Raw genomic sequence first — 19488 nt, forward strand, 5'->3', positions numbered from 1 at the left:
CAGCGCAAGTAAATTGGCCAGATGTATGATATTCTTTATTTATAGGGAATCTAAACCACTTCACGCACAAAGGATCTCCAAGCACTTGCGCTGTAGTGATGAAGCCAAATCCCATAAGTTAACCAATTGTTTGATGAACTGATGGTCTTGCTCCACAAGTCTCTGGAGGATTGTGAAAGTACTTGATCGGTAGCAGTTCTGAAGTTCGGGGGGACTTTGGTCTGCTTGCAGTTCATCAATCACTTTTGGGATAAACCTTTTATTAGACTTGTCGCCTAATAAGGTTTTTGAATTTTTCGAGCTAGACAGGGAAAGGGTTTCAAACATCAATTTTTCATAAAGCGACAAGTCTATTATTTACAGATACAGCGCTTCCTGCTGTTATGAAGTACAGTTTCTCTCCTCCTTGCGATCGATCTCTTGTACCCTTTCAGGACTCAGAACGTACCTCACAATAGCGGGAACTGCTGTAGTTTTTTCTTAAATCCTCAGAAAAAATCGAAGCTTTGGCGAATCAAAAAATAGAATAAGCAATCGATAAATAATATTATTTGCTATTTAACCAATTGGGTAAAACAAACTTAATTGAACTTCCAGATTAATTAAATAACCTGGTGTTTAAAATGACTAAACCGAAAACAACCCGTAAATCTGTTCGCGATCGCATCCTAAATACAGCATCAGGCTTGTTTTATCGAGAGGGAATTCGCAATGTCGGTATTGACAGAATTGTTGCGGAATCTGGCGTTGCTAAAATGTCACTCTACAATCATTTCAAGTCAAAAGATGCATTAATTGAAGCATGGCTGCGACAACAGGATGAACAATGGTGTGAATGGCTCAAAACCACGATTGAGCAACGAGCTTCTAACCCATCCCAACAACTATTGGCAATATTCGATGCCCTACGGGAATGGTTTGAGGGCCCAGATTTTCGAGGTTGTGCATTCATTAACGCTTCAGTGGAACTAGCCAATGCTGACCACCCTGGACATAGAGTGGCATTAGAGCATCAACAATCTATCTACCACTACATCAAGAGCCTAGCTCAAGCCGCAGAAGTTTCATCACCGGAACAGTTAGCCAGGCAACTGCTTCTGTTGGTGCAAGGTGCGATCGTGGTTGCGATGATGGAAGGAAGTTGGTCAACCGCTTCACAGGCGAAAAAAGTCGCGGCAACACTAATCCAGACTGCATCAAAATCCGGTGTTACCGAAACAGTTTTGACTGCCCAGTTAGAGTGCTGAGTATATTCATAAACCCGAAGAAATGCTTGCACCGGATGATGGTTTTAATAAGATAAATACTGCGGCGTGTAAAATTTTAGAGTATTTTGCTAATTGGACTGACTAAATTCTTATTTATGCCGCTATTTCTAGTATAAAACCGTCTATTATTCTAAACAAAATGTGCATCTTTAGGATTGAATGCTAGTTTAATCATTTCATGGGGATATACATTGCCTAATATATGATTCCGAGGCACCCTGGCGATTAAAGTTTGTTCTCCCACCTTAACCCAAATACTACAAATACCAATACCATTTAAAACCCGTTCTACTAGTCCTTCAATAATTACCGAACACAGTTTGTGTCGCATTGAAGAACTAGCATCGTAAAGATTGAAAGTATCGCCAGATAAACAACATGTAGTAATTGGTTTTGTGATTTCCCCAGGATATAAAAACTCTATCCCGTTCGCAAGTTTGATAAAATTTCCACGGCTACTCCGTTCTACAAGGCACGGAATAATATTATCTATCCCTACCAGTCTGGCCAACTGCTCGTTAGCTGGTCGGCGGATGATAGTTTCCAAGTTATCATCCTGGATAATACAGCCGTCAAATAAAGCGATCGCTCGATCGGCAAAATGCAGTATATCTGTAAAATTATGACTGACTAATATAACTGCCGATCCCCTCGCTTGGGCCCATTGTCTAATTTTCTCAATCATCTGGGGACGTATTCCCACATCTAAAGAGGCAGAAGGCTCATCCAAAAGCAGCAATTCGGAATCAGCAACTAAACCGCAGGCAATACAAACCCGCTTTGCTTCACCACCGGACAGAGAACGCGCTGACTGATTTGCTAAGTGTTCACAGCCAAAAGTTGTCAGTGCAGTATGTACCCTTTGCTTAATCTTGTGTGTTGGTGTGCCGCGAAACTTTAATACCTTGGCAACATTATTAAAAACAGTGTCATCCAGTAGTAAGGTTTCCTGAAAGACCAAAGCCGAACGACGACGCAACAATGTTTTATTGGTATTACGGACATCCTCTCCAAATAATTGCATCTCACCACGGTAAGGTTGCAAGAGATTGATTGTTCTTAACAAAGTGCTTTTACCAGCACCATTGGGGCCAATCACAGCAACTAGTTCCCCTGGACGGACTGTAAAATTGTTAATTGACAGGATATTCTGACGTGGTTTGCTAGCGACGCTCACCTGTCGCATATTCAGGACATATTCGTTAGTACTCATAAAATTTTCTTGTCATGCTGTAGGATAGTCAGCAACACGATTACGGTGTATGTGATGATGAGGAGGATGTATGCGATCGCCATTGCAACATCGTAATTTCCTTTCCCTACCTCTGTAACGATCGCTGTAGTCAGGACTCTAGTCTGCCCCTTAATATTGCCGCCCACCATCATGGATGCACCAACTTCCGAGATGACGCGACCAAAACCAGCCATGATTGCAGCCATTAACCCTAACCGTGCTTCCTTGATTAGCAACCAGTTGGCTTGCCACTGTGTCGCCCCCATTGATAACAGTCGCCAACGTAGCTTCGGATTAATACTGATAATTGCTGCAAAACTGAAGCCAGCAACAATTGGAAAAGCAATGATGGCTTCGGCTATAATCATCGCTGTGGGCGTGTACATCAAATCCAGATTTCCTAACGGGCCAGACCGCCACAAAAACAGACTGACGAATAAACCGACTACCACAGGTGGCAATCCCATACCGAAGTTAATCAAAGTAGTCAGAGTCTGCTTGCCGACGAAATCCACTAATGCTAGCCATAGTCCTAATGGTAGTCCCAGTAAAACGCTAATGGCTGTAGCTGTTCCAGATACAAACAATGTCATCGTCATGACTTGGAAAACGTCACTATCGCCACTGCTTAATAGCTCAAAAGCTTTGAAAGCTCCTTCGATGATTGTATTCACAAATACAAATATCTTAAAAAATTGGGAAAGAATACTCAAATATGCAGTAAAGCAACCCTTAACGATCTAATGCTCAAGTTTCTTTAAAAGCCGTAATCTTTCTCCGTTTTACCGGCATCAACATAAAATAGTGGTTGTTTGAACTCTTTTTTCCCGTGGGCTGCAATTATTGTCTGTCCTTCAGGAGATAAGACAAAATTAATAAACGCTTTAGCTCCTGCACTGTTCACTCTGGGGAATTTCTGAGAATTTACTTCCATCACATGGTATAGATTTAACAGTTTCTTGTCTCCTTGCACTAGTATGGGCAAAGACAGGTTTTTCTTCTGAAATATATAGGTTGCTCGATCTGCTAAGGTATATCCCAGTTTTTGATTAGCAACTTGCAAAGTTTCCGCCATTCCTGAACCTGTTTGCTGATACCAAGTTCCAGATGGTGTGATGTTTGCCTGTTTCCATAAATCTTTTTCTAGTTTGTTAGTACCTGAGTCATCACCCCGCGATACAAACAATACTTGATTTTTAGCAATCAGACTGAGTGCTTCCACAGCATTCTTTTTCCCTCTAATCTTTGCTTTGTCTGCATCTGGACCGACAATCACAAAGTCATTGTGCATTACCAAGCGCCGATTAATCACAGCACCACCCTCCAAAACTTTACGTTCGGCTTTCGGTGAATTGACAAATAGCGCGTCAACCTCACCTTTTTCAGCCAGAGCCAAAGCCTGTCCGGTGCCGACTGCAACCTTTTTCAGCCTATATCCTGTTTTCTTTTCAATCGCCGGAACTAAATCATCTAGCAGCCCACTATCCTCAATACTGGTCGTCATCGCCACAATGACATTTCTACTTCCTGAAGACTGTCCAAAAGTTGGCTCTTGGTTGAATATACTACCAAAGCCGATGCAAAGAATCGCCACGAGAATTACCAAATACCCATGACGCAAAGCCCGATGATTGATCATTGCACTCTCCTAGCAATCTGTACGCCAATATTCTTTACTATGGCAAGCAAAGCTTACATTGAGGAGTATAGGCAAGATTGATTAGGAAAGCAACTATATTTATGTTGTTTTCCAGACAATTTTGATGATGAGAAGAATTCCTGACAAGATGCTGACATCTTAGTTTTTACCCAGCATGGCATTTGTTTAGAAGAACTTGACAGAAGTCCTGGTATAGCTTTAGACCGCTTTGTTTCAGTCATTGTGACGTAGTTTAGAGATATTTGGTGGAATGCGATCGCAGTCTTTGATCAACTGCGATCGCAACAGGTTCGTGTGTCCACGATGGATTTAAGAATAGCAACGGTCGGCATCCAGGCAGCCCTAGATATTAAAGGAGGCTATTCCCCTGGCATCAGTAAGCGGTAAAGGAAGTTTTTACTTACTTGGTTCTGTCTAGCCATTTCTAGAAGTAGTATATCTCCATTTTTGAGGAGGACGAAAAAGCATTGAGCATCGAGGTAGTCATCGTTGCGTAATCCTTCATCAGCTACCTTTGTTTCCTCTATCTCCTCATAGTTCAAGTAATGCTCTTTGTCCTCAACATCTACTACATTAAATACGATCGGCATTGGCTTTTAAGGTACAAGAGTACATTGTCGATCATAAATCGTAGAGTTGCTTCAAATCTGTTGGTTTAGTTGCAAAATACAATCCTCGTGGGATGTGCTGATATGTTTTGGGATATCAGGATTTCAAGGATATATAATGCGCCTTTGGTATTGTAATTAAGTCATTAATTAGGCAACTTGGAACAAATCAATGCAACTAATTTATCTGGGACTTAGCACTCATCACTTCATCAATTGTGCGCGGGACAATGCTAAGATTATTCGTGAGTATGCTCTGGTATTGCAAATTATTCAGGGTTTGGTAACGGCTCCTATTTTATTATTTGATGCTGAAGCGATCGCAAGAACAAATTTAGTAGTGTTGCGTAAGTCCTAATAGCTATCTTCCACACAAAACCTCAGACAACGGAGTATCATTGCCAGAGATAAATCAGAACAAACAAAACAATCCAGATGACATCAACAAAGTGCCAGAAAATAGAAGTGGCATTTATACCAAAATGACCTGTGTCGTAGTTACCAGGAATGAAAGAGCGACCGAAAACAAGTATCTGCAACAGAATGCCAGTAAGAACGTGCAAACCGTGGAAACCTGTTAGTAAGTAGAACATCCCACCAAAAACACCTGTGGTAAAGCCAAAAGAAAGATGGCTCCACTCGATCGCTTGTCCGACTAAAAAGTAACTTCCCATTGCGATCGAAAGCATTAGAAACTGGCGAAATGTTATCAAGTCATGGCGTGCAAGGGCACGTTCTGCCAAGTAGATGACAAAGCTACTAGAAACAAGAATTACCGTATTAATTGCCGGATCTCTGACTTCCAGTCCAGAAACGCCAGCTGGTAGCCAGTCAGGATTTGCTGTTTTATAGACAATATATGCTGTAAAAAAACCGAGGAAAATAAAAGTCTCTGACAGCAGGAAGACAATGAAGCCGAACATCTTGCTGCCTTCTTCATCATGGGTATGCTCGTGTGAGAGATGATCTGATTCTTCTGAAATAATGGAACTGTCCATTGCTTGAAACTCCTATATATTTATCTCACGCAGAGGTACAGAGCAAGAAAAGAGAGTAAAGTAGTAGTTTGCGATCGCGTAATACCTAATCTCAAACTCTCTGCATCCCTCTGCATGAACTTCTGCGCTCCTACCCTGCGGGAAAGCGTTCGCGTAGCGTCTCCAAGAGTTGCGCCTATGCGTTTAAAAATCAAATCAAATATTTGGCCTGCTCTCTAATGCTCGGCTACCAATGGTTCAGATTTACCGTAGCCGTAGGGTTCACCCACAACAACTGGAATTTCCTCAAAGTTCTCAACAGGAGGTGGTGAAGCAACCAGCCACTCCAGTCCAATTGCTCGCCAAGGATTCTTCGGTGCTTGCTCACCATGTATCCAAGAACCAATCATATTCAGAATGAAGGGTAAGGTAGATACACCTAACAAAAATCCTCCGATACTAGCGATAATATTCCAAAATTCATACTCTGGGGCATAAGAAGAAACTCGACGCAACATTCCCTGTAATCCTAGTGGGTGCATTGGGAAGAAATTGAGGTTAGTGCCAATGAATGCCAGCCAGAAATGCAACTTGCCCAAGCCTTCGTAATACATACGTCCAGTCATCTTGGGGAACCAGAAGTAAATAGCAGCAAACATCCCCATCGTGACTGTACCGTACAGAACATAGTGGAAGTGACCCACCACATAGTAAGTGTTGTTGACATGGACATCAATAGGAACAGAGGAAAGGGTAATGCCAGTGATACCTGCAAATACAAACAATATTAATGCACCAAACGCAAACAACATTGGTGTATCAAATCGTAGCTTGCCACCCCAAATCGTTGCAGTCCAGGCAAACACCTTAATGCCAGTGGGGACAGAAACGAACATGGTTGTGAGCATGAAAAACAGCCGCATCCATCCTGGAGTACCACTGACGTATAAATGGTGTACCCAGACTATACCGCTAACTCCAGCAATCAGGAGTGATGAAATGGCGACAATCTTATAGCCAAACAGAGGTTTACGAGCAAAAACAGGAAATATCTCTGAAAAGACTCCAAAGACTGGCAGAATGATTACGTAAACAGCAGGGTGAGAGTAGAACCAGAAAAAGTGCTGAAATAGCACTGGGTCGCCTCCCTTGGTGGGGTCAAAAAAGCTAGTTCCAACTGTTAAGTCGAGTAAAAGCATGACTGCACCTGCTGTTAATACAGGTAGTCCAAACAGTTGGATAATCTGGGCGCTGAATACATTCCAAACAAAGATGGGCATACGGAAGAATGTCATGCCAGGTGCGCGCATCTTCACAATCGTGGTGACAAAGTTAATCCCCCCCATAATTGAGGAAACACCTGATATTGCCACTGCTAGAAGCCAGATTACTTGACCATTGATTAAGTTTCCTGTAGGGTTTTGCAGACTAACGGGAGGGTATGACCACCAACCGGCTTGTGCTGGCCCACCGGGTACAAAGAAACTGGCCATCAATAGGATAGCAGCGATCGGTATCATCCAGAAGGCGACAGCATTGAGTCTGGGAAACGCCATATCTCGCGCCCCAATCATCAGAGGTACAAGATAGTTAGCAAAACCTGTAAGTATGGGGAATGTCCATCCAAATAGCATCACAGTGCCGTGCATGGTGAACATTGCATTATAAACACTACGGTCAACTAAGTCTGATTCTGGGGTAATCAATTCCCCACGAATGATCATTGCAAATATGCCACCAACTAAAAAGAGAATGAAAGCGGTAACAATATACTGAATACCGATAACTTTGTGGTCTGTGCTAAAGCTAAAGTATTGCTTCCAGTCTGTTTTAGGTTCCTGTTGAGGTGCGTCACCTGTAATGTCTTCAACGGAAATATTTGTCATTGTCTTTTATCCTTTGTCCTTTATTCTTTGTCATTAGTCACTTGTCCTTTGTCCAAAACCGATGACTAATGACCAATGACTAATTGCTGTAATTAACTACAGGGGCTTGTGCGGGTGCTACCGTAACCCAGCCTTTGATTAATTCTTTTGATTCTTGGGCATATTCGGAAGCTGCTTGATTATTTGCAGTACATGGTTTACGGTTTGCTGCTTCTGTAAGCCACTTCTTGTAATCTTCAGGGGACTCGACAACAACATTTGCCCGCATGGTTGCAAAGTAAGTACCGCTAAATTCGGAATCGGTCAATTCATATTTGCCAATGCGGATGGGGGTGAATTCAAAGTCAATGTTGCGGTTGGGAATAATGTCTTGCTTGACTCGGAAAGCCGGAATATAAAAGCCGTGGAGAACATCCTCAGATTGCATTGCTAGACGGATGCGATGATTAACGGGTAAATGTAGTTCGGTGCTGGTGATTCCTGTTTTTGGATAGCGAAAAACCCAAGCCCACTGTTTGGCATTAACTTCAATGTCTTCAAATGGGATTACATTTGATATAGCATCAGTTGATACAATTGAGGAAGTCGGGGAGGCGGAAACTATGCCTGCATCTCCGTTAATTGGTGCAGCAGATGCCGATTTCATCCCTATTGGAATATGCAGATGCATAGCTTCCATTGGGCCTTGAATCCCCATTTGCTCATAGATTTGGTAGCTGTAGGTGGCAATCCAAAACACTAGCAATACAGGAATTGCAGTCCAGACAATTTCTAGTGTGATATTTCCTTCAATTGGAGGGCCATCGCTGGTATCATATTGCTCTGCTCGATGGAAAATCGCTGAGTAGATGAGTGTTCCTGTGACTCCAAGGAAAATAAATGCTCCCAGCGTGATTAAGAAACTAAACAACTTATCGACCAGCTGCGATTCTGCTGCGGCTTGAGGAGGCATCCAGGAATACGTCCACTGCCCTATCAAAAGACTAACAGCAGTTAAGGCGATCGCGATCGCACTCAAGATCAAAATATTTCGGATTTTCATAGCCATAAAAGTCATTGGTCATTGGTCATTAGTCATTAATCATTAGTCATTGGTTATTTACAAGGGACAAATGACATAGACGCCTTAGCGGCTTCCCGCAGGGTAGGACAAGTAACTAACATCGATTACTTCAGCAGTAAGTTGGGGTCTTTGCCCAACCGCAACAATATATCAGCAGTATTGTGAACTCCAAACTCAGCAGCTAAATGCGCCCCTAGCGTACCGTGGATAAACATGATAAACATGATGAACAGTCCAGAAACTAAATAAGTCCACTGCACTTGTTGACTATCATCCTGACGCCAAATATAACGCTGAAATCCTCTCCAAATAGCCATCCCAAGAATCAGCGCTAGTAGAAAAACACCACCCACTCCATGCCAAAGCATTGTTTCCATAGCTTCCAATCCCCAGGCACTCTTTACTCCAGTGAGTGGTTCTGCCAACATGATTTCGTAAAAACCTGCTGCTACCGTAAAAATTGTGATGAGTGACGAACCTAGCATATTGTACCAGCCAGCATCAAAGAAGCTAGAACGAGTGGCAGGAACTGCTAAAAACTTGAAGATTGGTTGTTGTAGAGGGAAGAATGCACCAATTAAATCAAAGGTAATGCCAAGGATGAACAAAGCTAGAGTGAGATGAACTAAATTTGGGTGAATGGGTATAGTGTAGGGCAACCCATTTGTTCCCATCTGAGTCTTTAATTGCTCAATAACTTCAGGGTTCATTACAGTAAGCCCTCCTTTATGGCTTCAACAACTGGTACAGTGTGCAGCCCATATACCCAAACCAATTCATCTCCAAAATACACTTGTACGCCTACCAAAACAGTCAAAAGTAGACTTGCTGCTAGGTAATAAACTGATATCTTTTCTGGAGTGCGGCAATGAATCACGTAACGCCAAGCTGTAATAGCTGCCAGAATTCCTGCAAGTGACCAGCCAAGGAGCGTATGTAAATTAAGTACTCGTTCAGCTGCGTTATAAGGTTGTGCTAAACCTGCTTCAAATTGACCAAAAATAACGGCGACGAAGATGGAGATTGTAGCGAAAAACATATTCCACCAACTCACCTCAAGAAGACGGTAGTTGCTAGTAAAGTATCCAATGACATCACACACGAAGGCAAACAACACCATTGCAATCACAAAATGGACAATGATGGGATGTATCGTATCAGGATACGGTAAATTATGGTTATTCAGAAGATTCTCAAGCATGGTATTCTACTGATATGTTAGTTAGTGTTTAGTGCTTAACAATCAATACTTCACAATCTTTTGATTTCTACAACAACTTAGATTGCATTTAAAATCCTTCTAAATAACAACAGCAATTCTGATGAGGAGAATTCTTTCACAGAGTAGCTTGCTTCTGATTGGCAAAAGCTCACTGGAATGAATATAGAATAGCAAGTTATCGAAAAAGGTTTTATACCAATTCTATATAAGCTTGCACTAAATGATTACCTCTCTCTTCCTTGGCGTTCTTGGCGTTCTTGGCGGTTCGTTTTTCAAGATTAAGTGCATCTTCATGGAGAATTGGTATTACTCGTTGGTAAATGCTGACGAACGAGTTACTACTTTCCATCTGTGAAGTTAAACAATGTATGAAATAGAAACACAAGGATATTAAATCTGGGCAATATCGGTTGGAATCTAACAGGACTTACGCAAAAATTGCTAAAAAGCTTAATTTATCGAACCGCCAAGACGCCAAGAGCGCCAAGAGCGTCAAGTGTGCGTAAGTCCTATCTAATACACCTGACTAAATAGGCTTTGGACATTATTATGCCCTAAGCTCATAATGAGAATTGCTGGTTTTGGAGTGTACTTTATTTTTTTTTGAAGAATTTTGTACTTTTTATTCTCCATATATAAAGAATATCATACATTTGTTAAAATTACTTGCGATCGCCAACTAATTTTCAAACAGTATGTGTGGTTACAATTAATCAGAAGCTAGAGAGCTTTTATCCAGCAGTTGCACTTTTTCTACTGTTTCTGGGTTAGCAATTTTGACCTGTTCAAGAAAACGAGATATCCAAGGTAAAGCCACCATAATTACTGTTAAAACCATCAGAAATAGAGCTATTCCAAAAATTTGGTCACGGGGAATTTCGAGTACACCACGTAAAATCACCTCTCTTAAAGCAGAAACAATAGTAATTTCTACTGCTGCGGTAACAGATGTTCGCTGTTGTTGTAGATGGTCAATTAACAGGCGGAACAACTCTACTAAAATCAAAATGAACAGGATATCAGATGTTACTTGTCGTAAATCTAATGGACTCAAAAATGAGAAAAACATATCTCCCAGTCGGATGAGCATCACACAGAACAAACCAAGGCAGAGAGAAATGATAATAAAGTCTTGAAAAAATTCCAGGTTACGTACAATTGTATTTCTTTGTAACCAGTTATTGAAACTTGAAGTTATCCCCTTTAGCATGGTATTTCCTAATAGGCTAGATTCATTTATCTCCATAACTGAAATAGTGCTGAGTATCTAGCATCGATTACTCAGCACTTGGAACTGTATTCAATCCCCCATTTAGCTATGGGGTTTAACTCAGCCCTATTAAACTATTTGGAACCGTTGAGTTTATGGGCGGTTTCGGCAGTTTTCATCTTTGATGCTGCGGTTGTTAAGTTATTCGCAGCTTTGACGATCTCTTCTAAGGTTTCGTTAACCAGATTTTCATCAAGAGAGGTTTCTGATAAGTAAGTTTCGATGAAAATCTCCACTCGACTAACAATTATTTTGCTTTGAGAGCGTAGTCTGTTGAGGTCTTTAGTAGATAGATTATTCATTGTTTGAAGTTCCTTTGGTTTCGCGGGTTAGTTCTACATTTTTGGTCAGCAATTCTCAGGGAAAGAGCGATTCTTACAGGTCAGCCCTTTTTTGAAAGATAAAACTTGCTGGAATACCAATTAAATTGTTCGCCTGTTGACTGCTTAAATGCCTTCAGATTCCCCAAATTCTTACAAAAGTTTCAAGCAGGAGAATTGCTATATCTGACAAGTTAGCGAGTCTATTTTAGGACTTACGCACTGAAAACTAAGGTTTGAGATTGCAACTTTTGCAGACGCTCCGCGTAGCTTGCTTCTCGTCGGTAGATGCGATCGCAGCACTCGCAATGAGATAATTTTGTCATGGTGCCTAAGTTCTTATCTATTGCTTAGACTTACGCACCGAAATCATCTTTTGAGACTGAAGTGTAGAGTTTTGAGTCTTGAAGTGTCAAAAGCTTTGGTGCAGATATCAGAAGTTCTCCTCTGGTCGCCGCAGCGTATAGTTTACTTGAGACGAGTAGTCTGTCAAATTCATTTTGATGGTTAAAGAGACGCGATACAGCGCTTCTGGCTATTGTGCAATATAGTTTTCTCCTTGCCCCTCTCCTATCATCGCTTTCAGCTTTTAGGATGTACCTCATAGCTGCCGGAAGTGCTGTAAATCGCTGTCTCTACTCTTAATTTATCCATCAATTATTTATTGACAGACTACTAAAGATAGGGTGGATGCTTACCCTGTATCTTTGTATTCTGGCTGTTGACTCCTTTTATAACAACTTGAAGCCGAAGTTATTCAGAGTCTCACGCAAATCCTTACACCCTTTTAAATAGTCTAAAGTGGCTATTCGCTCGGCTGAATGTTGCGACCAATCACCAGCGACATTCATTTTTTGTTCAGTGTAGAACTCTTTCATGATATCATTATAGTGAGCGATCGCTTCATCTTGCTCTGCCAATTTATAGGTTTCCCGATGAAATACAGCTGGTTGGGGTAGACGCGGCTTAACAACAGGTTGTGCTTCAGGATTGGGATAACCCACACATAACCCAAACACAGGGAATACAAAAGGTGGCAAATTCAATAATGTGGCTACCTCTTGAGTACTTTTGCGGATTGCACCGATATATACCGTTCCTAAACCAACAGATTCAGCAGCTACAATCGCATTTTGCGCTGCGACTGAAGCATCGACTATTGCTTTAACCAACAGTTCTACGTAATCCAGAGCTACGGGAGTTAGTCCGCGACTTAGGGCAACATGAGCCAGACGACCTAAATCTGCTAACCAAACGAAGAATACGGGAGCTTGGTTAATCCATACTTGGTTATTAGCCAGCCTGCATAATTCTGCTTTGCGTTCTTGATCTTCAACTGCTACTACACTCCAGGTTTGCATATTAGCTGAACTAGGAGCAGATTGAGCAGCAGCAACTAGCCATTCTAGGGTTCCTGGTGGTAAAGGATCGGATAGATAAGACCGAACTGAACGGTGAGCTAGTAGTGTTTCTAGAGAGGCGTTCCAGTCAATTTCATAATTGAAGGGAACTTCACCATAGCGCGATCGCAATAGTTCTGTAGGATTGGTCATAGTCAGCTTTTGAACCTGAACGCTTTTTTACGATTAATCAGGAAAAGGAAGAACCAGAAAATCAGGAGGCTGATTTTCTGACAAAAATAGAGAGAAAATACTTGATTACTATGCAGCTAGCTGGGTTTCTCCAAAATCTGAAGTTAGGCGTTCATTCCGAAAAAAAGCCACTCGTAAAGCTAGCCGATACTCAGATGCAGGGCAAGTAAGGGGAGTTACCGTATGCCAAGAATTATCAGAACGCGCGATCGCAACTGAGGAATCACTAAGGGGTAGAATATCTTGGAAGGCAGATTCCGGCTGGGAGTCTTTGAGAATTCGCAAACAGCCTCCCCAGTCTACAGACCATTGTTGATTGAAAAATAGCAGATGAGTTAAAACTTTGTTTGGCTCGTCTGTATGAGGGTGATGCAACTGTCCTGAGCTATACCGACGAAATCCAATATCCATTACACAGTCTTTTAGTTCCAACCCAGACATTTCAGCTAAAGCTGCACGGTAAGAATCTGTCCACAGTCCTTCTATTAACTGTCGCCAGACTTTACTCAGGTGTCTCAAGTCATAAGTAAGTCTGCCTTGCGCCATCCGCTCTCGCCAGCGATTATCGCTAGATTTGAGCATCAAGGAAATATCCTCGCTAGTTGCAAGCATTTTTCCCCAAGAGTATCCATATCCCTCTCCCTCCGACAGGCGAAACTCTTCGTGGGGAAAACTCGCAGTTAGTTCTAAGCTTGCTTCTGGTGAAAGCAGGTTTTTGATCAAAGCCCAATTGTATGGGACTTTTTGCATTGCTGTGGCACGAATGGAATCAAAATTAAGCATGGTAGAAAAAACGCTTTAGTATAATTAACCAATCATGATTACCCTGGACATCAAGTGGTATTAGAGCATCAACAATCGATTTACCTCTGCATCAAAAAGCTTGGCTCAAGCCGCAGAAGTTTCATCGCCGGAATTAGTTAGACTGACTTTTCACGGTATCTGGAAAACCTCTCTCTAAATTTCTCTCCTAAAAGGAGAGAGATTTTGAATTTTCCCCCTTCCCTCGTAGGGAAGGGGGTTAGGTTTTTCGTGGCTTTTCCCCATAACGTGAAAAGTCAGAACAGTTAGAGAAGCATTCCCATCAATTTCGTAATTGAAAGGAATTTCACGCGATCGCAATAATTTTGTAGGATTTGTCATAGCCAACTTTTGAACTTGAACGCTTTTTTACGATTTCAGAGGGATTACCAACCTCATTGCAAATTTGTTTAGGTGCAAGACAACTCGCTTTACCGATAGCGGTTCTTCACTACTGCTCAAAATAAGTCCAGATCAACCTCTCCAGGATCAAACTGCTTTCCCTGCTGTTTGAGTGATTGTCCTTGGAGACTACGCAACAGGGAGCGCAAAACATCAGTCTTAGTGCGTTGGAACCGCTTGCAGTACTGCTCTAGAAGTTGCCGTTCTTCTGCAGACAATTGAAAAGTGATCCATCCTTGTTCTTTTCTCGGCATAGCTGCTACCAACATAATTGGTAATATTCTAGCAGTTGGTACAATAACTGCGATCGCTAACCAGAGACGGAATTGTGATGCTTTCTTAACCCTCCCGACTCCCCATTAAGTTCCCTTTGGGGAACAAAACTTAGGAGTTCTTCAACTGTGAGACTGCGCTTAACTTTTACTGACTCATGCTTTACAGCATCCAGCACTGATTGAATTTCTGGCTGACTGAGTATGATTCCATGTTCTTGCAGCACACTGATGATCAGATGCCGACCGGAATGTTTGCCTACAACAAGGCGACGTTCCCAACCAACATCTTCCGGCGCAAAAGGTTCGTAAGTACCGGGATTTTGCAACACACCGTGAGCATGAATCCCCGACTCATGTGCAAAAGTATTTTCACCCACGATCGCTTTCCAGGGAGGAACCGGCCAATTAGCAGCTTTCGCAACTAACCGCGATAGTTCCAGCAACCGTTTTGTATTAATACCCGTTGGAATCCCGTAGAGGTGTTTCAGTGCCATCACAATTTCTTCCAGCGCTGCATTACCTGCACGTTCCCCAATCCCATTTACCGTAGTGTTAACCGATCGCGCCCCTGCTTCAATACCAGCTAGCGAGTTCGCCATTGCCAGTCCAAAATCATTATGCGTGTGCATTTCTATGGGAATGAATAGATGATGCACAAGGGAGCGAACTTTGCTGTAAGTGTTCAGAGGGTCGAGAATTCCTACAGTGTCACAAAAGCGAAACCGGAAAGCTCCCAACTCTTGAGCATAATACGCCACATCCAATAGAAAAGATGGATCGGCTCTAGAAGAATCTTCTCCGCCAACAGATACAGCTAAACCGCGATCGCAGGCAAAATTAATCGCATCCCGCAGCAGATCCAGCATAACCTGCTGCTTACCCCCAAACTTGGCGGCAATCTGAATTTCTGAGACGGGAACGGAAATATGCACCCGTTCCAAACCACAATCTATAGATGCCTGGATATCGGACAATTTAGCACGGTTCCAACCAAGTAACTGGGCATTTAATCCCAGATTAGCGATCGCTCGGATCGACTCTGCTTCTTCCTGTCCCATTGCCGGCACGCCAATTTCTAATTCTGGAACACCAATGGCATCCAGAAAAGTAGCGATCGCAATTTTTTCTTCAACATTAAAGGCTACACCCGCCGCTTGTTCACCATCTCGCAAGGTTGTATCGTTAATCTGAACTGGATGTTTGTTCATAGTGAAGTGATGATTCATTTTGCAGCTAACTTGTTGGGTGATTTTGATTTACTTGAGGAATTCGTAATTGTAAGACAGAGCAACTAACTTGAGTTGTGGAAAGTAAAAGACATATTTCTTAACTGGAGGGTAACAATTACGAATTACGAAATATTTGCTACAACTTCTCCAATATTGCTAGTGTCATAGCCGCCGAGAATCTCTAATTGCGATCGCACTAGCTGATGTCCCAAGATACTGAGAAATTGCTTTACTGGTTCTTCTTCCAAGTATTCTTTAATAATCACCAAGTCATATCGCGCCCGATGAAGGGGGATAAATCCCAATCCAAAGGCAGTAGCTATAGATGCGGTACTGATACCTGCATCAGCGATTCCTGAGACTACAGATAAGGCAACATCTTGATGGCTGTGAACGATATGGTCAGATCCTTTAACTTTGTGCAATGGCACTTCTTCTTCTTGGAGTTTTCGTTCTAAAAGCATCCGACTGCCAGAACCTACTTCATGGTTGACAATAGTTGCTCCAAATTCTACTAAGTCGGAAACTGTTTTAATTCCCCTTGGGTTTCCTGATGGGACTAACAAACCTTCTTCCCAAACTCCAAGGGTAATCAAAACGGCACTCTTGCCTATTAAAGCTTCCCGCGCAAAGGGAATGTTATGTTCCCCAGTTTTGGGATCGTATAAGTGCATTCCTGCAATATGAACTTCACCTTTGCACAGACTACGTAATGCAGCCTTGCTGTGGGCGAAACGATAATGAATTCGCAGTTGCGGATGCCAACGTTCAGTTGCTCTTGCCAAGAGGGAAAGCACAGGTGTACAACCAGCAATCACAACTGTATTGTGTAGTTTGTCTATATCATCCAGAATCCGAACCAGGACTTTATTTGTAACGTTTTGGCTTTGTGCTTCACCCTTCGATTGACGCTCATTACTAGCTACTTCTGACGCTAATGGCAATTTGCTGATGCTGGGTAACTCTTCCACCCTTACGGATTCCTTAGCATCAGGGTAGATCACTGCAAGCGTCTCACCATCAGCTGGAATCATTTCGATCCGAAAAGCATCATTCCCGACGAGGGGATAAGCTATCCATTGATCCCCAACCCGCGCTAGACTAACTCGCGATCGCTGTTGCTTAGGGACTGATCCCGCAAGAATTGCCTCAACTTCTGGTAAATCTTCTTCAAACCAGAATAAGTCCTCGACTTGGCAGCCAAGAGCTTTGGCTAAACGCAGTGACATAGCAACAGAAGGAGCATATTGCCCTAGTTCCACGCCACCAATACTCTGACGAGTTACGCCAGCTATATTAGCTAATTCTTGTTGACTCATGCCCAAGCGAGTTCTAATTGACTTCAGGTTATTGCAAAGATTCACATCCAGTTTCATGAGGCTGTATCTCTCCGTTAGAAAAAGCCGCAGCAGACAAACTTAAATCTGTTAGGTCAATCGCAAGGTTTTCTCGTATTTGCCGTTTTTGTTGTCAGACATATTGATGTTTTGACAATTTTGCTTATCTGTTGCAAGTATAGCATACATATCGCTAAAATACTTGCATTTTTGGATACTATTTTAGTGATTTAGCGTAGCTTGCCAACCTAGGCATCGCCAACGGTAGCAAGCTACGTCACCAAAAAAAACTTAGTCCGAGTGCGGTAAATCCTGATCTAGATGCCAATTGCCTTTTTTAGTTGGTACTGCCACCCACTGGAGTTCCAACCATAAGATCGGGTTCTTTTCCTTCAACCTTGAGGCGCGATCGCGAATAATGCGTGTGGCATTTATGCAAACAGCCTGACATATCCCCAAATCTTGAGCAACGCCTCTGAAAACATCTTTGTTGTCATTAATTGAGGCAAACAGCATATTAGGATAATAAACAACAAAATGTTGTATAAGTTTTGGAGGGCAGCCCCAGTAAGAGTTTACGAGTTCGACGTGGCAGTACTGGAGCAACTCACCTACTTTGGCGCAGCGTTCCTTGACTACGGTGATAAATTTTTGGACTAAAACCTCTTCGGTCAACATAATGAGTTCTCCTCCTTCAATGAGGTAGACGAATTTTGGCGTGGTTCAGAACGCCGATTTCTCAAATGATGGTAAGAAGTTTACGCAGTTTTTTCTGCTTTTTCGAGTCAGAGATCGCCAATTGCTCCAGACACTTTGTATAAGGGATAACCCCTACTGCATCGTCCTATTCAAGAGGTATCTCCGAAAATGAATCTGCAACCTTTGTGGAGCTTGAGGTGATACTTAATGTTTGGAGGTGTCTAAACAACCCAAACTGTACCAGCAGTTCCTCTAGCTGATCGTTAGACATAGATTTCGGAGTGACAAAATCTGTATTCTGGTCAATTGCCATTGCTAGGTTGCGATAGTGCTGCGCCTGTTCAGACTCAGGAGCATACTCAATCACCGTCTTGCGGTGGAACTCTGCTTGCTGCACCATATTGTCTCTGGGTATGGAGTAGATCATTTGAGTCCCCAGTTTCTCTGCCAGAGCTTTGATCAAATCATCTTCCTCATCGACTTTGCGAGAGTTGCAAATCAATCCTCCCAGACGTATACCGCCTATGGGTGCATACTTTTGAATACTTCGGCAGATATTGTTAACGGTATACATTGCCATAATTTCCCCAGAAGTGATAATGTAAACTTCTTGAGCTTTGCGTTCACGAATGGGCATGACAAATCCACCGCATACCACGTCACCTAGACCGTCATAAAATGTATAATCAAGTCTAACTGCATCATCATAAGCACCAAGTTGTTCCAGCAACCCAATTGATGTCAGAATGCCTCTACCTGCACATCCTACACCAGGTTCCGGCCCACCCGATTCCACACACAGCGTCTTCCCCCATCCCACCTGGCGGAAGTCTTCTAGATTCAAATCATCATCTTCTTCTTTACGCAACGTGTCGAGTACAATCTTCTGGTGGAATCCCCCCAAGAGGAGCCGGGTGGAGTCTGCTTTTGAGTCACACCCTACAACCATCACCTTACGATCCAGATCAGTGAGTCCAGCCACTACATTTTGAGTTGTTGTGGACTTGCCAACTCCCCCTCTTCCATAAATAGCGATTTTCCGCATAAAAACCTCAATAATGGCGCAGACTTATTAATTCGGCTCCCAGATTATGGTGTAATCAAGCAGAGTATTGAATCAAATTGGAGTTGTAAATCTTGAAAGTATTTACTACCCAGTTTGTGACTTAATTGATGCTGTTAGATAGTGGGCATCAACCGTCTATCCAGCACTATAAATATTGCAGTTATTTGCTAGAAGTTAAACAGCTTCTTACAGATATGGCAGTAAATATTAGCGGGATGCGAGATACAACAAGGGTGCTAAAAATTAGTGACAATCCTGTCACCAAAAATCCAAAAAACTTCCACAGATACGGCAGGTGAATGAGAAATTTCTGTTTACTCACAGCAAGACAAGTATTATTTTCGCTGCAAAGAAGATACATAAAAAAATCAGTCCAGCCTACGCTATGGCAACAGCTTCGCCAAACGAAAAACCGATTTTTAGGCGGTTTTGCTCCACTTCGATTAACGTTATGCCATCACCAATAACTGATGAGGCTGGTCTGATACTCACTTCAAAGGAATCTAAGGAGTTTTTATTCTGGTTTTAGATTCCCTATAAATAAAGAATATCATACATCTGGCCAATTTACTTGCGCTG

The 19488-nt window shown here is 42.3% G+C and carries 23 protein-coding genes; 3 read left to right on the forward strand and 20 right to left on the reverse strand.

Going from position 1 to position 19488, the window contains the following annotated elements; genetic code table 11:
- The first annotated feature begins 623 nt into the window (after positions 1 to 623).
- A complete protein-coding gene (locus tag HWQ36_RS18270; RefSeq protein WP_292705105.1) occupies positions 624 to 1247 on the forward strand; it encodes a TetR/AcrR family transcriptional regulator in 624 nt (207 codons plus the stop codon).
- A 151-nt stretch (positions 1248 to 1398) separates the two neighbouring features.
- Here HWQ36_RS18270 and HWQ36_RS18275 read toward each other — a convergent pair whose 3' ends face one another.
- The 4 genes from HWQ36_RS18275 to HWQ36_RS18290 form a co-directional block, all read right to left on the reverse strand.
- On the reverse strand, positions 1399 to 2481 hold the full coding sequence (locus tag HWQ36_RS18275) for an energy-coupling factor ABC transporter ATP-binding protein (protein WP_292705106.1): 1083 nt from the start codon (positions 2479 to 2481) through the stop codon (positions 1399 to 1401).
- On the reverse strand, positions 2478 to 3176 hold the full coding sequence (locus HWQ36_RS18280; RefSeq protein WP_292705107.1) for an ABC transporter permease: 699 nt from the start codon (positions 3174 to 3176) through the stop codon (positions 2478 to 2480). The genes HWQ36_RS18275 and HWQ36_RS18280 overlap by 4 nt, the downstream gene beginning before the upstream one ends.
- Before the next feature lie 83 nt (positions 3177 to 3259).
- Entirely contained in the window at positions 3260 to 4141 is an 882-nt protein-coding gene (locus HWQ36_RS18285) for a substrate-binding domain-containing protein (protein ID WP_292705108.1), read from the reverse strand.
- Between the two features lie 380 nt (positions 4142 to 4521).
- The gene (locus HWQ36_RS18290; protein ID WP_179069589.1) at positions 4522 to 4752 is read right to left on the reverse strand and encodes a hypothetical protein; all 231 of its coding nucleotides are present in this window, start codon (positions 4750 to 4752) and stop codon (positions 4522 to 4524) included.
- A 190-nt stretch (positions 4753 to 4942) separates the two neighbouring features.
- Between HWQ36_RS18290 and HWQ36_RS18295 the strand changes: the two genes are divergently transcribed.
- Entirely contained in the window at positions 4943 to 5128 is a 186-nt protein-coding gene (locus HWQ36_RS18295; RefSeq protein WP_292705109.1) for a hypothetical protein, read from the forward strand.
- A 37-nt stretch (positions 5129 to 5165) separates the two neighbouring features.
- On the opposite strand, the gene HWQ36_RS18300 is transcribed toward HWQ36_RS18295, so the two are convergent.
- The 16 genes from HWQ36_RS18300 to nifH all read right to left on the reverse strand — a co-directional run bounded on the left by HWQ36_RS18300 (position 5166) and on the right by nifH (position 18888).
- Complete coding sequence (locus HWQ36_RS18300; protein WP_292705110.1) at positions 5166 to 5768, reverse strand: heme-copper oxidase subunit III; 603 nt, start codon at positions 5766 to 5768, stop codon at positions 5166 to 5168.
- Positions 5769 to 5983: 215 nt separating this feature from the next.
- The gene (ctaD, locus tag HWQ36_RS18305) at positions 5984 to 7633 is read right to left on the reverse strand and encodes a cytochrome c oxidase subunit I (RefSeq protein ID WP_292705111.1); all 1650 of its coding nucleotides are present in this window, start codon (positions 7631 to 7633) and stop codon (positions 5984 to 5986) included.
- A gap of 79 nt (positions 7634 to 7712) precedes the next feature.
- Positions 7713 to 8675, reverse strand: coding sequence for a cytochrome c oxidase subunit II (locus HWQ36_RS18310; protein WP_292705122.1), 963 nt, complete (start codon positions 8673 to 8675; stop codon positions 7713 to 7715).
- A gap of 125 nt (positions 8676 to 8800) precedes the next feature.
- Positions 8801 to 9406 carry a DUF2231 domain-containing protein gene (locus tag HWQ36_RS18315; RefSeq protein WP_292705112.1) on the reverse strand — a complete coding sequence of 202 codons (606 nt, stop codon included), beginning with the start codon at positions 9404 to 9406 and terminating at the stop codon, positions 8801 to 8803.
- Positions 9406 to 9897 carry a DUF2231 domain-containing protein gene (locus HWQ36_RS18320; RefSeq protein WP_292705113.1) on the reverse strand — a complete coding sequence of 164 codons (492 nt, stop codon included), beginning with the start codon at positions 9895 to 9897 and terminating at the stop codon, positions 9406 to 9408. The genes HWQ36_RS18315 and HWQ36_RS18320 overlap by 1 nt, the downstream gene beginning before the upstream one ends.
- 211 nt (positions 9898 to 10108) lie before the next feature.
- On the reverse strand, positions 10109 to 10267 hold the full coding sequence (locus HWQ36_RS18325) for a hypothetical protein (protein ID WP_292705114.1): 159 nt from the start codon (positions 10265 to 10267) through the stop codon (positions 10109 to 10111).
- A gap of 360 nt (positions 10268 to 10627) precedes the next feature.
- Entirely contained in the window at positions 10628 to 11128 is a 501-nt protein-coding gene (locus HWQ36_RS18330; RefSeq protein ID WP_292705123.1) for a phosphate-starvation-inducible PsiE family protein, read from the reverse strand.
- 134 nt (positions 11129 to 11262) lie between these two features.
- Positions 11263 to 11490: a hypothetical protein gene (locus HWQ36_RS18335; protein ID WP_094332482.1), complete on the reverse strand. Its 228-nt coding sequence runs from the start codon at positions 11488 to 11490 to the stop codon at positions 11263 to 11265.
- Between the two features lie 749 nt (positions 11491 to 12239).
- A complete protein-coding gene (locus tag HWQ36_RS18340; protein ID WP_292705115.1) occupies positions 12240 to 13061 on the reverse strand; it encodes an NADPH-dependent oxidoreductase in 822 nt (273 codons plus the stop codon).
- Between the two features lie 108 nt (positions 13062 to 13169).
- Entirely contained in the window at positions 13170 to 13883 is a 714-nt protein-coding gene (locus HWQ36_RS18345; RefSeq protein ID WP_292705116.1) for a 2OG-Fe(II) oxygenase, read from the reverse strand.
- Positions 13884 to 14057: 174 nt separating this feature from the next.
- The gene (locus tag HWQ36_RS18350) at positions 14058 to 14243 is read right to left on the reverse strand and encodes a hypothetical protein (protein ID WP_292705117.1); all 186 of its coding nucleotides are present in this window, start codon (positions 14241 to 14243) and stop codon (positions 14058 to 14060) included.
- Between the two features lie 116 nt (positions 14244 to 14359).
- The gene (locus HWQ36_RS18355; protein ID WP_292705124.1) at positions 14360 to 14557 is read right to left on the reverse strand and encodes a hypothetical protein; all 198 of its coding nucleotides are present in this window, start codon (positions 14555 to 14557) and stop codon (positions 14360 to 14362) included.
- A 56-nt stretch (positions 14558 to 14613) separates the two neighbouring features.
- Positions 14614 to 15786 (reverse strand): homocitrate synthase, encoded by a 1173-nt coding sequence (gene nifV / locus HWQ36_RS18360; protein ID WP_292705118.1) that lies wholly within the window; start codon positions 15784 to 15786, stop codon positions 14614 to 14616.
- A 143-nt stretch (positions 15787 to 15929) separates the two neighbouring features.
- Positions 15930 to 17183, reverse strand: coding sequence for a substrate-binding domain-containing protein (locus HWQ36_RS18365; RefSeq protein WP_292705119.1), 1254 nt, complete (start codon positions 17181 to 17183; stop codon positions 15930 to 15932).
- A gap of 252 nt (positions 17184 to 17435) precedes the next feature.
- Positions 17436 to 17822 (reverse strand): hypothetical protein, encoded by a 387-nt coding sequence (locus tag HWQ36_RS18370; RefSeq protein WP_292705120.1) that lies wholly within the window; start codon positions 17820 to 17822, stop codon positions 17436 to 17438.
- Positions 17823 to 17988: 166 nt separating this feature from the next.
- Positions 17989 to 18888, reverse strand: a complete 900-nt coding sequence (nifH, locus tag HWQ36_RS18375) for a nitrogenase iron protein (protein WP_292705121.1) — start codon at positions 18886 to 18888, stop codon at positions 17989 to 17991.
- Between the two features lie 128 nt (positions 18889 to 19016).
- Between nifH and HWQ36_RS34390 the strand changes: the two genes are divergently transcribed.
- Positions 19017 to 19208, forward strand: coding sequence for an IS1-like element transposase (locus HWQ36_RS34390; RefSeq protein ID WP_292875098.1), 192 nt, complete (start codon positions 19017 to 19019; stop codon positions 19206 to 19208).
- The last annotated feature ends 280 nt before the right edge of the window (positions 19209 to 19488 follow it).

It is taken from the genome of Nostoc sp. NMS2 (assembly GCF_017115105.1).
In the GTDB taxonomy this organism is placed as follows: Bacteria; Cyanobacteriota; Cyanobacteriia; order Cyanobacteriales; family Nostocaceae; genus Nostoc.

What these genes read in the sequence shown, in the direction of transcription:
- HWQ36_RS18270 (WP_292705105.1), top strand. Translation starts at nt 624, where the DNA reads ATGACTAAACCGAAAACAACCCGTAAATCTGTTCGCGATCGCATCCTA.
- HWQ36_RS18275 (WP_292705106.1), bottom strand. Translation starts at nt 2,481, where the DNA reads ATGAGTACTAACGAATATGTCCTGAATATGCGACAGGTGAGCGTCGCT.
- HWQ36_RS18285 (WP_292705108.1), bottom strand. Translation starts at nt 4,141, where the DNA reads ATGATCAATCATCGGGCTTTGCGTCATGGGTATTTGGTAATTCTCGTG.
- HWQ36_RS18290 (WP_179069589.1), bottom strand. Translation starts at nt 4,752, where the DNA reads ATGCCGATCGTATTTAATGTAGTAGATGTTGAGGACAAAGAGCATTAC.
- HWQ36_RS18295 (WP_292705109.1), top strand. Translation starts at nt 4,943, where the DNA reads ATGCAACTAATTTATCTGGGACTTAGCACTCATCACTTCATCAATTGT.
- HWQ36_RS18300 (WP_292705110.1), bottom strand. Translation starts at nt 5,768, where the DNA reads ATGGACAGTTCCATTATTTCAGAAGAATCAGATCATCTCTCACACGAG.
- ctaD (WP_292705111.1), bottom strand. Translation starts at nt 7,633, where the DNA reads ATGACAAATATTTCCGTTGAAGACATTACAGGTGACGCACCTCAACAG.
- HWQ36_RS18310 (WP_292705122.1), bottom strand. Translation starts at nt 8,675, where the DNA reads ATGAAAATCCGAAATATTTTGATCTTGAGTGCGATCGCGATCGCCTTA.
- HWQ36_RS18315 (WP_292705112.1), bottom strand. Translation starts at nt 9,406, where the DNA reads ATGAACCCTGAAGTTATTGAGCAATTAAAGACTCAGATGGGAACAAAT.
- HWQ36_RS18320 (WP_292705113.1), bottom strand. Translation starts at nt 9,897, where the DNA reads ATGCTTGAGAATCTTCTGAATAACCATAATTTACCGTATCCTGATACG.
- HWQ36_RS18325 (WP_292705114.1), bottom strand. Translation starts at nt 10,267, where the DNA reads ATGGAAAGTAGTAACTCGTTCGTCAGCATTTACCAACGAGTAATACCA.
- HWQ36_RS18330 (WP_292705123.1), bottom strand. Translation starts at nt 11,128, where the DNA reads ATGCTAAAGGGGATAACTTCAAGTTTCAATAACTGGTTACAAAGAAAT.
- HWQ36_RS18335 (WP_094332482.1), bottom strand. Translation starts at nt 11,490, where the DNA reads ATGAATAATCTATCTACTAAAGACCTCAACAGACTACGCTCTCAAAGC.
- HWQ36_RS18340 (WP_292705115.1), bottom strand. Translation starts at nt 13,061, where the DNA reads ATGACCAATCCTACAGAACTATTGCGATCGCGCTATGGTGAAGTTCCC.
- HWQ36_RS18345 (WP_292705116.1), bottom strand. Translation starts at nt 13,883, where the DNA reads ATGCTTAATTTTGATTCCATTCGTGCCACAGCAATGCAAAAAGTCCCA.
- HWQ36_RS18350 (WP_292705117.1), bottom strand. Translation starts at nt 14,243, where the DNA reads ATGACAAATCCTACAAAATTATTGCGATCGCGTGAAATTCCTTTCAAT.
- HWQ36_RS18355 (WP_292705124.1), bottom strand. Translation starts at nt 14,557, where the DNA reads ATGCCGAGAAAAGAACAAGGATGGATCACTTTTCAATTGTCTGCAGAA.
- nifV (WP_292705118.1), bottom strand. Translation starts at nt 15,786, where the DNA reads ATGAACAAACATCCAGTTCAGATTAACGATACAACCTTGCGAGATGGT.
- HWQ36_RS18365 (WP_292705119.1), bottom strand. Translation starts at nt 17,183, where the DNA reads ATGAAACTGGATGTGAATCTTTGCAATAACCTGAAGTCAATTAGAACT.
- HWQ36_RS18370 (WP_292705120.1), bottom strand. Translation starts at nt 17,822, where the DNA reads ATGTTGACCGAAGAGGTTTTAGTCCAAAAATTTATCACCGTAGTCAAG.
- nifH (WP_292705121.1), bottom strand. Translation starts at nt 18,888, where the DNA reads ATGCGGAAAATCGCTATTTATGGAAGAGGGGGAGTTGGCAAGTCCACA.
- HWQ36_RS34390 (WP_292875098.1), top strand. Translation starts at nt 19,017, where the DNA reads ATGCTGTTAGATAGTGGGCATCAACCGTCTATCCAGCACTATAAATAT.